This window comes from Actinophytocola sp. (assembly GCF_049647105.1).
Classification (GTDB): Bacteria; Actinomycetota; Actinomycetes; order Mycobacteriales; family Pseudonocardiaceae; genus Actinophytocola.
In genome coordinates, this window is record NZ_JBARWZ010000283.1 from 18,594 (window position 1) to 29,053 (window position 10,460).

Sequence of the window (10,460 nt, forward strand, 5' to 3'; positions counted from 1 at the left end):
TGAGTGTTCTACAAAGTCTCATGGGCACGAGGAAAACCCTTCACGGCACCACGGGCCAGACCAACCACTCGGTAGTGCACACAGATGACCCGGTCGAGGTACCCGGGTGGCTGCACGGGACAGTCGGGGGTCGGAGGTACCGTCTGCCTGTGCCGTCTTCGACCGACCTTCCCGGAGTGAACGAGTTGCTCGCGACCGCGGTCGGCGCGGTCGGCGGCAGCGAACGCCCAGGGCAGGTCGAGATGGCCGAGGCAGTCGGCCGTGCGGTCCGCACCGGCGACCATCTGGCCGTGCAGGCGGGCACCGGCACCGGCAAGTCGCTCGCCTACCTGGTCCCGGCGCTACGGCACGCGGTCGCCACCGAGTCGACGGTCGTCGTCTCGACCGCGACCATCGCGCTGCAGCGCCAGCTCATCGACCGCGACCTGCCCCGCCTGGAGAAGGCGCTCGCCAAGCAGCTTGGCCGCAAGCCGACGTTCGCGATCCTCAAGGGCCGCCGCAACTATCTGTGCCTCCACAAGCTCGACAGCGGCATGGAGGACGAGCCGGACGACGCCGTGTTGTTCGATCCGTTCGAGGTGTCGCGGATCGGGCGGGAGGTCAAGCGGCTGCGGGAGTGGGTGTCGGACACCGAGACCGGCGACCGCGACGAGCTGGTGCCCGGCGTGTCCGAGGGGGCGTGGCGGCAGGTGGCGGTGTCGGCGCGGGAGTGTCTCGGCAAGGCCCGCTGCCCCGTCGGGACGGACTGCTTCGCGGAGAAGGCCCGCGAGGAGGCCGGGCGCTCGGACCTCATCGTCACCAACCACGCGCTGCTCGCCATCGACGCGCTGCAGGGCTACCAGGTACTGCCGGAACACGACCTGGTGATCGTGGACGAGGCGCACGACCTGGTCGACCGCGTCACCTCCGTCGCCACCGCCGAGCTGACCTCAGGCCTCGTCGCCGCCGCCGCCCGCCGCGCGGCAAGGGTCGTGGACCAGGACGTCGCCGACCGGCTGCTCGAAGCGGGCGACGGGCTCGCGCTGATCATGGACGACCTGCCGGTCGGGCGGCTCGACGAGATGCCGAAGCCGTTGCACGGCACGCTGAGCGCGCTGCGCGACGCCACGCACGCGTGCATCACCGGCCTCGGCTCGGAGAAGTCCGGCGACGTCGACGTGCAGACGGCGCGCAAGCTTGCGCTGTCGCAGCTGGAGGAAGTACACGACACGGCGGTGCGGCTGCTCGACGCGTGGGACGGCGACGCGTCGCAGCGGCGGGACGTCGTGTGGCGCACCAGCGACAGCGGCATGGGCCCGCCGAGACCGCCGACCATCAAGGTGGCGCCGCTGGCCGTGTCCGGGTTGCTGCGGGAGCGGCTGTTCGCCCAGACCACGACGGTGCTCACGTCCGCGACCCTGACACTGGGCGGGAACTTCGACTCCATGGCGCGTTCGTGGGGTCTGCCGCCGGAGGACGGGCCCAGCGTGCAGGTGCCCGGCGCCGCTTCGGAGAAGGCCGTCGACGGTCCGAAGTGGACGTCGCTGGACGTCGGGTCGCCGTTCGACCACGGCCGCAAGGGCATCCTCTACCTGGCGAAGCACCTGCCGCCGCCGGGCCGGGACGGGTTGCCACCCGCCTACCTGAACGAGATCAAGGAGCTCATGGAGGCGGCCGGCGGCCGCACCCTGGGACTGTTCTCGTCGATGCGTGCGGCGAAGCAGGCCACCGAGGAGCTGCGGAAGCGGACGAGCCTGGAGATCCTGTGCCAGGGCGAGGACTCGACGGCGCTGCTGGTGCGCAAGTTCGCCGAGGACGAGGCCACCTGCCTGTTCGGCACGCTGTCCCTGTGGCAGGGCGTCGACGTGCCCGGCCCGTCGCTGCAACTGGTGATCGTCGACCGCATCCCGTTCCCCCGGCCGGACGACCCGCTCGCGTCGGCGCGGCAGCGGGCCGTGGAAGCCCGTGGCGGCAACGGTTTCCTGTCGGTCGCCGCCACCCACGCCGCACTGCTGCTCGCGCAGGGCACCGGCCGCCTGCTGCGCAGCACCGACGACCGCGGCGTGATCGCGATCCTCGACCCACGCCTGGCCACGGCGCGCTACGGCGGTTTTCTCCGCTCGTCGCTGCCGAGCTACTGGACGACGAGCGACCCCGGGGTGGTCAGGGCGGCGCTCGGCCGCCTCGACACCGCGGCGAACTGATCAAAGGAGATTGCGTGTCCACTGCTGACACCGGCATCACGGTCGACGAAGACGGCGTCCGCCGGCAACTGGCCGACGGCTCTGAGGAGTCGGTGACCTGGGCGAAGCTGTCGGAGGTCGCGATCAGGACCACCCCGGAAGGCCCATGGAAGGAAGACGTGTTCTTCCTGCTGGTCGCGGAGGGCGGCGGCGGCTGCGCCGTGCCGGCGGGTCACCCGTCGGCCGACGACCTGATGAGCCGTCTGCAGTCCCTGCCGGATTTCGACAACGACGCGTTCATCGAGGCCATGACGACGGTCGAAGACGGCCTTTTTGTGGTGTGGCAGCGCCAGAAGTAGCCCGATCGGGTGGTGAGATCCCGCGCGCGGGCACGCACGCGGACAGTGGTCGTGTGGCCACACATATCAGCCCGGTCGTGCTGCGCCAGGAGGTCGGCAGGCGCATCCGCCTGGCCAGGCGGCACACGGGCTGACGGTCGTCCAGGCGGCGGCACGGCTGGAGATCACCCGCAGCGCGCTGAGCCGCTTCGAGAACGGCATCGGCGGCGTGACCGTGCATCTCCTGCGCTCGATGATGGACCCACCCTCGTCGTCCCCGCCGACGCATGGCGCGCACTGCTCGTGTGGTCCTGACATCCTGCCGAGAAGACCGGTCAGGAATCGAGAAGCGCAGGTCATCGTGCCCGCGTTAGCGTCGACGGCATGACATCGATCGACACCATCACCCTCGAAGTGGCCGACACCGCGGTCGCCGAACGCTTCTACGCCGCCGTCCTCGGATCGGACTCCCGGGTGCGCGTGCGGGCCTCGCAGGACCCGACGTCCGGCTTCCGCGGGTTCAGCCTGTCACTCATCGTGGCCCAGCCCGCCGACGGCGACGCCCTGTTCGAGGCCGCCGTCGACGCTGGGGCGACCGTGCTCAAGCCCGCCAAGAAGTCGCTCTGGGGATACGGCGCCGTCTTCCAGGCCCCGGACGGGACGATCTGGAAGGTCGCGACCCCGAACAAGAAGAACACCGGTCCGGCCGCGCCACGGTACGACGACATCGTGCTCCTGCTCGGCGCCGCCGATGTGGCCGCGAGCAAGCAGTTCTACCTCGACCACGGTCTCACCGTCGAGAAGAGCTTCCGCACCATGTACGTCGAGTTCGCCAGCGAGCCGGGTGCGGTGAAGCTGGGGCTGTACCGGCGCCGTGCCCTCGCCAAGGACGCCGGCGTCGCCCCCGACGGGGGCGGTTCGCACCGGCTCACGCTCGTCGGCGCATCCGAGCCGTTCACGGACCCGGACGGGTTCGCGTGGGAGACCAGTTCGATCACGGCGGAATCCTGATGTGCCTCAACCACCCAGGAAAGCTGACTCCGGTCGCCGACCGCTCGAACGACCCCGACCCCGCTGACCGGGCTCCGTCCACGCCGATCTCGACCGCCGACCCCCTGCCCGACTCCCGGCCGATGGACCGAGAACCTCAGTCCTGCCAGTAGAACAGCAACTCGCGGACGCTCAGCGGTTCGCGGCGGCCGAAGAAGTACACCGGCAGCCCGGTGATCATGATCGCCCCGGTGACCTCGTCTATGCGGCGGAAACCGGGCAGGTCCGGCCCGTCGGCGGTCCAGTAGAACCGGCCCAGGGTGCTCACCTCGACCTGGCCCGCGTCCGTGTCGATCAGGTGGTAGGTGCCTTCGCCCTGCTGGTAGTGGTCGCCCACCGGCACCGGTGGCGCCGGGTTGACCGGTGCCAGCGCGGCCATCGCCTGGCTCATCACGTCCGGCGGTTCCTCGGCCGGCAGGCACGCGGCTTCCAGCAGCCACCTCGGGTCGGTGTCGCGGGTGCCCGGGACGTACTGCCGCACGATCGCCGCGCGCACGTCCGCAGGCAGGCCCGGCACCGGCACCATCGGCTCGCCCAGCGCCGCCCACTGCTCACCGATCGGTTCGCCCCGCGCTGCCAGCACAGCCAGCGCCCACAGGTGACCCGGCGCCTGGTCGGCCACCATCCGGAGCAGTTCGCCGTGGTGGTCCCGCACCTCCGCGAGCCGGTCGTACGCCTCGCGGGCGACCATCCGTTCCTCGTCGGCCAGGGCCTGCGTGACATCCAGGTCCGACAGGCGCACGCCCAGCAGCCGCGCGGCCGGGGTCTCGCCGAACAGCATCAGGGACAGCGACGAGTCGAAACCCAGCGCGGCCAGCACCTCGTGGTGGCCAAGCAGGTCGACGCACTGGTCCGCGACCAGGCGGCGGTGCGGCCCTTCGTCCGCCATCAGCGCCACCACGTCCGGTACCGAAGTGGAGTCCTTCAGCCGTGCGCGGGTGCGCAGGATCGCCAGGTCCAGGTTGTAGGCATCGTCGTCGGTGGTGCGCAGCCACGTCAGCAGTTCCTCCGACGGTGGCAGCACCTCCAGCAGCGCGGCCCTGACCTCGGTGCCGACCCGGCTGTCCCGCACCACGCCGAACAACGCGGGCACGCTCCCCGCCGGGATCCGGCCCACCAGCGCGAGCGCGCACAGCTTGCGGCGCCACCACTCCAGCCGCGCGTCGAGCACCGCCGACACCAGAGTCTCGGCGGACAGGTGGGCGACCGCGGTCGACGGCGAAGAGGGGGTCAGCTCGGCGATGTCGACTCGCACAACTGAATTATGGCGCGCTCCCAAGGATTTCAGGGAAGTTGTGCCAGTACCGTCACCGTGCCCGGGTCCACTTCCGTGAACCCCGCGTCGCGGACCGCCACCACGCGGCGTCGGCGCCACGCGCCAAGGGGATCGTCGCCGGGGTGCAGAGCCGCCCAGTCCCGCCGCGACGGGTTCCGGACCGCGCAGCGGAAGTCCGTCCAGTCGTCGAAGTACGACTCCTGGCCGTCCGCGCGCAGGGCGGCCGCCAGCAGCATCGACGCGTGGCCGACCTGGGCCGCCGCCTTGCCCGCGGTCATCGTCACGGTCGGGTTCAGCCACAGGACCGGGACGCCGTCCGGGACCGGGCCGGGTGCGACGTCCGGGACCTCGCTGCCCGAGATCTGCAGGCGCGTGACCTCTTTCGGCATCTCAACGACCTTGCCCGGCACCAGCGCCCTCACCTCAGCGCCGTCGACCGTCATCGTCACGCCCGGGAGGGACTGGACCGCCTCCCAGTGTGCGCCGCGAGCCCGGCGGGCGACCTTGCGGATGGCGACGTCGAGCCACGACACCAGTGGCTCGTGCCACTCGTCGTCGGCCCGGGGGTCAAGGCAGACCGCCACCGCCGCGGCGGCCGCGGCCTCCAGCAGCGGGGTGCGGGAAGGTGGGTCCGCGCGTTCTATGCGCAGCACCATCGGCATGGCGCGGACCTGCTCCGGGTCGTCGTCGATCGCCTCTCTGGTGGCGGCCGCGGGCATACCCAGCCATTCCGCGTACCGGGCGGCCAGCGGGTCGAGCACCGCGCCGCTCACGATCGCGGCAGGTTCAGACCGTCGGCCGCGTCGGCGGCCTCGACCTCAGCGCGCGTCACGCCAAGCACGAACAGCACCACGTCCAGGTACGGGTGCGACAACGCGGTGTCGGCGACCTCCCGCAGCGCGGGTTTCGCGTTGAACGCCACCCCGAGGCCCGCGGTGGACAGCATGTCGATGTCGTTGGCGCCGTCGCCGATCGCCACGCACTGGGCGAGCGGCACGTCGAACTCGGCGGCGAAGCGGCGCAGCGCGGCCGCCTTGCCCGCCCGGTCGACGATGTCGCCGAGCACCCGGCCGGTGAGCTTGCCGTCGACGATCTCCAGCTCGTTCGCGACGTGGAAGTCCAGGCCCAGTTCGTCGGCGAGCCGCTCGATGATCCGCGAGAAGCCGCCGGACACGACGCCGCAGCGGAACCCGAGCCGCTTGAGCGTGCGGACGGTCGTGCGGGCGCCCGGCATCAGCTGCAGCGAGCCAGCGACCTCGTCCAGCACCGACTCCGGCAGCCCGGCGAGGCACGCGACCCGCCGCTCCAGCGACTGTGCGAAGTCCAGCTCGCCGGCCATGGCGGCCTCGGTGACCTGGCGGACCTCGTCCTCGCAGCCCGCGTGGACCGCGAGCATCTCGATGACCTCGCCCTGGATGAGCGTCGAGTCCACATCGAACACCACGAGCCGCTTGGCGCGCCGGATCAGGCCCTCGCGTTCGACCGCGATGTCCAGGCCGACGCGGGAGGCGACCTCCGCGAGCGCGGACCGCAGCTCGGCGTCCGACTCACCCCGGTCCTGAGCGACCGACACCCGCAGCTCCAGGCCGGTGACCGGGTAGTCGGCGACGCGGCGGATGGCGTCGATGTTGGCGTCGAGCGCGGCGAGCCGCCGCGCTACCTCGGCGAACGCACGCGCGGGCATCGGACGGCCGAGCAGCACCAGCACGTGACTCGAGCCGAGCCGGGCCGGGGACATCGAGTCGGCGCCCACCTCGACCGTGACCCGCATCGCCACGGTCGCCATGGCCTGCTCGACCGTCTCCTGCAGACCCTCCGGGTCGTGGTCGGTGCCGACCAGTACACCGAGGACCAGCTGGCCGCGGATCGTGACCTGCTCGACGTCCAGGATCTCGACACCGTGCCGCGAGAGCACCGCGAACAGCACCGAGGAAACCCCTGGCTTGTCCGGCCCTGTGACGGTGACCAGGACCGGCGTGCTCGTGGGTGGCGGGGACACTGGTCAGGCGCTGTCAGTTGCTGTCGGTCGGCTTGTCGGGCTTGTCCGACGGCTCGTCTTCCATCGCGTGGGACAGCTTCTCCGACGGCGCGTCCGGGGTGTTCACCTTGTGCTTCCCGCTGAACGCACCCACGTACTTGTCGCGGTGGGCGTCCTCGATGGCGTGCGGGTAGTGCAGGTCGAACGCGGGCCGCTCGGACCGGATCCTCGGCAGCTCCAGGAAGTTGTGCCTCGGCGGCGGGGTCGTCGTGGCCCACTCCAGCGAGTTGCCGTAGCCCCACGGGTCGTCCGCGGTGGTGGTCTCGCCGTAGCGGTAGCTCTTGAACACGTTCCAGATGAACGGCAGCGTCGAAGCGCCGAGGATGTACGCGCCGATCGTGGAGACGGTGTTCAGTGCGGTGAAGCCGTCGCTGGCCAGGTAGTCGGCGTAGCGGCGCGGCATGCCCTCGTTGCCCAGCCAGTGCTGGACCAGGAACGTGCCGTGGAAGCCGAGGAACGTGGTCCAGAAGTGCAGCTTGCCGAGGCCCTCGTCGAGGTACCGGCCGGTGATCTTCGGGAACCAGAAGTAGATGCCGGCGAACGTGGCGAACGCGATCGTGCCGTACAGCACGTAGTGGAAGTGCGCGACCACGAAGTAGGTGTCCGACACGTGGAAGTCGATGGCGGGCGCGGCCAGCAGGATGCCGGTCAGACCGCCGAAGAGGAACGTGACCAGGAAGCCGACCGAGAACAGCATCGGCGTCTCGAAGGTCAGCTGCCCCTTCCACATGGTGCCGATCCAGTTGAAGAACTTCACCCCGGTCGGGACCGCGATGAGGAACGTCATGAAGGCGAAGAACGGCAGCAGGACCGCGCCGGTGGCGTACATGTGGTGCGCCCACACCGCCACGGACAGGGCCGCGATGCCCAGGGTCGCGTAGACCAGGCCGCGGTAGCCGAACAGCGGCTTGCGGCTGAACACCGGGAAGATCTCGCTCACGATGCCGAAGAACGGCAGCGCGACGATGTACACCTCGGGATGGCCGAAGAACCAGAAGAGGTGCTGCCAGAGGATCACGCCACCGTTGGCCGGATCGAACACGTGTGCGCCGAGCTGGCGGTCCGCCAGCAGGCCGAACAGCGCCGCGGTCAGGATCGGGAACGCGATCAGGATCAGGATCGACGTGATGAAGATGTTCCACACGAAGATCGGCATCCGGAACATCGTCATGCCCGGTGCGCGCAGGCAGACCACGGTGGTCAGCATGTTCACGCCGCCGAGGATCGTGCCGAGACCGGACAGGATCAGGCCGACGATCCACAGGTCACCGCCGACACCCGGCGAGTGGATCTTGTCCGACAGCGGGGTGTAGGCGAACCAGCCGAAGTCGGCGGCGCCACCCGGCGTCAGGAAGCCGGTCAGCACGATGATGCCGCCGAACAGGAACAGCCAGTACGAGAGGGCGTTCAGTCGCGGGAACGCGACGTCCGGCGCGCCGATCTGGATCGGCAGCACGAAGTTCGCGAAGCCGAAGAGGATCGGGGTCGCGTACAGCAGCAGCATGATCGTGCCGTGCATGGTGAACAGCTGGTTGTACTGCTCCTGCGACAGGAACTGCTGCCCGGGGAAGGCCAGCTCGGAGCGGATGAGCATCGCCATCGCGCCGCCGATCATGAAGAACGCGAACGCCGTGACGAGGTACATCACGCCGATCTTCTTCGGATCGGTCTCCCGGAACAGCTGCAGCAGGTAAGAACCCTTGGCTGCCGGACGCGCCGGGTACGGCCGCGTTGCGATCGGCTTCGGGGCTACTGCCGTCACTCCATGCCTCCTGCGTGTCTGCGACCACGCCTTAACCGTGATTCGGAGCGATCGTAGCCCGCACGCTCCGGGCCAGCTCGGTTGGGCTGGCGAGGGTAAATGCCGAGCGCAGGCGGCGTTCGCGCTGACACCATCCCGTCATGTCGATCAGTACGCAAGCGGCGGTGACGGTCGCCACCTCCCTGGGGGTGCCGTGCGACGACCCGGTGGTGCTGCACGACGGGGCAAACGTGGTCGTCCACCTGCGGCCCGCGCCGGTCGTGGCCAGGGTCGCGACGCTCACCTCGGACGTCCGGCCGGGCGTCGAGGCGTGGCTGACCAGGGACATCGCAGTCGCGCGGCACCTGACGGCGCGGGGTGTCCCATCGACGACGCCGCTCTCCGACCCGGTGCTCACCGGCGGCACGGTGGCCGTGCTGTGGCGGTACGAGCCGCACGACCCGGCACACCAGTTCTCGCCGTCGGCGGTGGCGCGGCGGCTGGCCGGCCTGCACGCGGCGCTCGACTCGTTCGACGGCGACCTGCCCCGGCTCGCCCCCTGCGGCGACGTGGACCGGGCACTGTCGCTCGTGGACCTGCCCGCGTCGGTGACCACGCGGCTGGCGGCGGCGAACTCGCGGTTGCGGGAGGCGCTGTCGACGTTCCCGGCCCGGCCGCTCCACGGGGACGCCCATCCGGGAAACCTGCTGGCCACACCGTCGGGCGCGATGTGGAACGACTTCGAAGACACCTGGATGGGCCCGGTGGGGTGGGACCTGGCGTGCCTGGTCAGGTCGAGCCGGGTGGACGGGGCGGCCGCGGTGGCGGCGTACCCGGGGCCGTACTCGCGGGAGGAACTGGACGTATGCGTCGAGCTGCGCGAACTGCTGGGTGTCGTGTGGTGGTTCGTCCTCGCGCGACGGTTCCCCGCACGCCGTGAGGAGGCGGACGCCCGCCTGCGTGCGTGGCTGGCAGTGCCCTAACGCAGGGCGGCCACTGTCATGGCCGCCGCCCCCAGCGTCGCGGCCCACCACGGTGCGCCCGCGATGAACAGCAGAGCCAGTACGCCCAGGTCAGGGCCGCGGAGGGTATGCAGGATCAGGCGCATCGGCATGGCGCCGAACGGGGTGTCGACCGGGACCAGGTTGTCGTAGGCCGGCGCGCGGCGGGTCATCGTGCGGACCACCGCGGCCGCCAGCACCGGCACCACGAACAGGACCGTCGCGTCCCAGCCGCCCGTCCACCACACGGGGACGGCCCACATCGTCGCCAGTGCCACCGCCACGACGAGGTGGTCGCGGCGTAGTGCCACGTCGCCCAGCCCCACCCACCGGCGGCGGCCCGGTGAGCGCCACAGCTCCCCCAGCCCGGCGACCAGCGGCATCAGCGCCAGGTATCCCGGCACCGCGAACACCACGAGCCCGGGCAGCGCCGGGAACGTCCGGTGCACCGCCACCGCCGTCACCGCGAGCAGGGCCGCCGTCGGACCGTGCCGGGCGCGGCCGAGGACGCCCAGCCACGCCAGCCGAAGGCCGTTCCGCAGCGGCCGGGGGCGCACCGGGCGGGCGGCGGGCAGCAGCAGCGCCAGGTCGAGGAACTGCACCCCGCTCACCCGCAGCACCCGGTCACGCCAGCCGTCGACCAGCGCCTGACGGCCCGCGTTCGCGACCAGCGGCGTGCCGGGGCGGTACAGCGCCACCCCCACCGCCAGCACCGCGGCCAGCGCGAACAGCGTCACCGGGCCGGGCTCAGCGAAGACGGGAGCCGCCAGCAGCAGCGGCACCGCCGGTTCCGCCCGCGTCGCGGGCCTGCGGGCCGCCGCCAGCGCCAGCGCGCCCGCTCCCGCCAGTACCGC

Annotated in this window: 9 protein-coding genes and 1 pseudogene; 5 read left to right on the forward strand and 5 right to left on the reverse strand. The window is 71.1% G+C overall.

Annotated features, from left to right (window positions below; genetic code table 11):
• Window positions 1–149 precede the first annotated feature (149 nt).
• From WBA97_RS33715 to WBA97_RS33730, 4 genes are all read left to right on the forward strand, one after another.
• The gene (locus WBA97_RS33715) at window positions 150–2,183 is read left to right on the forward strand and encodes an ATP-dependent DNA helicase (RefSeq protein WP_424235037.1); all 2,034 of its coding nucleotides are present in this window, start codon (window positions 150–152) and stop codon (window positions 2,181–2,183) included.
• 14 nt (window positions 2,184–2,197) lie between these two features.
• A complete protein-coding gene (locus WBA97_RS33720) occupies window positions 2,198–2,521 on the forward strand; it encodes a hypothetical protein (RefSeq protein ID WP_424235038.1) in 324 nt (107 codons plus the stop codon).
• Between the two features lie 130 nt (window positions 2,522–2,651).
• Window positions 2,652–2,888 (forward strand): helix-turn-helix domain-containing protein, encoded by a 237-nt coding sequence (locus WBA97_RS33725; protein WP_424235046.1) that lies wholly within the window; start codon window positions 2,652–2,654, stop codon window positions 2,886–2,888.
• Window positions 2,885–3,511: a glyoxalase gene (locus WBA97_RS33730; protein ID WP_424235039.1), complete on the forward strand. Its 627-nt coding sequence runs from the start codon at window positions 2,885–2,887 to the stop codon at window positions 3,509–3,511. Before WBA97_RS33725 ends, WBA97_RS33730 begins: the two co-directional genes overlap by 4 nt.
• A 136-nt stretch (window positions 3,512–3,647) precedes the next feature.
• Here WBA97_RS33730 and WBA97_RS33735 read toward each other — a convergent pair whose 3' ends face one another.
• Genes WBA97_RS33735 through ctaD form a run of 4 tightly spaced genes read right to left on the reverse strand, consistent with a single transcriptional unit; the run spans window position 3,648 to window position 8,626 of the window.
• A complete protein-coding gene (locus WBA97_RS33735; protein ID WP_424235040.1) occupies window positions 3,648–4,805 on the reverse strand; it encodes a hypothetical protein in 1,158 nt (385 codons plus the stop codon).
• Between the two features lie 29 nt (window positions 4,806–4,834).
• Window positions 4,835–5,545, reverse strand: coding sequence for a peptidyl-tRNA hydrolase (locus WBA97_RS33740; protein WP_424235047.1), 711 nt, complete (start codon window positions 5,543–5,545; stop codon window positions 4,835–4,837).
• Between the two features lie 50 nt (window positions 5,546–5,595).
• The gene (gene serB / locus WBA97_RS33745; RefSeq protein WP_424235041.1) at window positions 5,596–6,825 is read right to left on the reverse strand and encodes a phosphoserine phosphatase SerB; all 1,230 of its coding nucleotides are present in this window, start codon (window positions 6,823–6,825) and stop codon (window positions 5,596–5,598) included.
• A 13-nt stretch (window positions 6,826–6,838) separates the two neighbouring features.
• Complete coding sequence (ctaD, locus tag WBA97_RS33750) at window positions 6,839–8,626, reverse strand: cytochrome c oxidase subunit I (protein ID WP_424235042.1); 1,788 nt, start codon at window positions 8,624–8,626, stop codon at window positions 6,839–6,841.
• 140 nt (window positions 8,627–8,766) lie between these two features.
• Here ctaD and WBA97_RS33755 point away from each other — a divergent pair, with 140 nt between their 5' ends.
• Entirely contained in the window at window positions 8,767–9,588 is an 822-nt protein-coding gene (locus tag WBA97_RS33755) for a phosphotransferase family protein (protein ID WP_424235043.1), read from the forward strand.
• On the opposite strand, the pseudogene WBA97_RS33760 reads toward WBA97_RS33755, so the two are convergent.
• A pseudogene (locus tag WBA97_RS33760) lies at window positions 9,585–10,460 on the reverse strand (hypothetical protein); the annotation flags it as partial. The gene WBA97_RS33755 and the pseudogene WBA97_RS33760 overlap by 4 nt on opposite strands.

Bases quoted from the DNA above. Each gene is read 5' to 3' on its own strand.
- WBA97_RS33730 (WP_424235039.1), top strand. From the start codon at position 2,885: ATGACATCGATCGACACCATCACCCTCGAAGTGGCCGACACCGCGGTC.
- WBA97_RS33740 (WP_424235047.1), bottom strand. From the start codon at position 5,545: ATGCCCGCGGCCGCCACCAGAGAGGCGATCGACGACGACCCGGAGCAG.
- WBA97_RS33755 (WP_424235043.1), top strand. From the start codon at position 8,767: ATGTCGATCAGTACGCAAGCGGCGGTGACGGTCGCCACCTCCCTGGGG.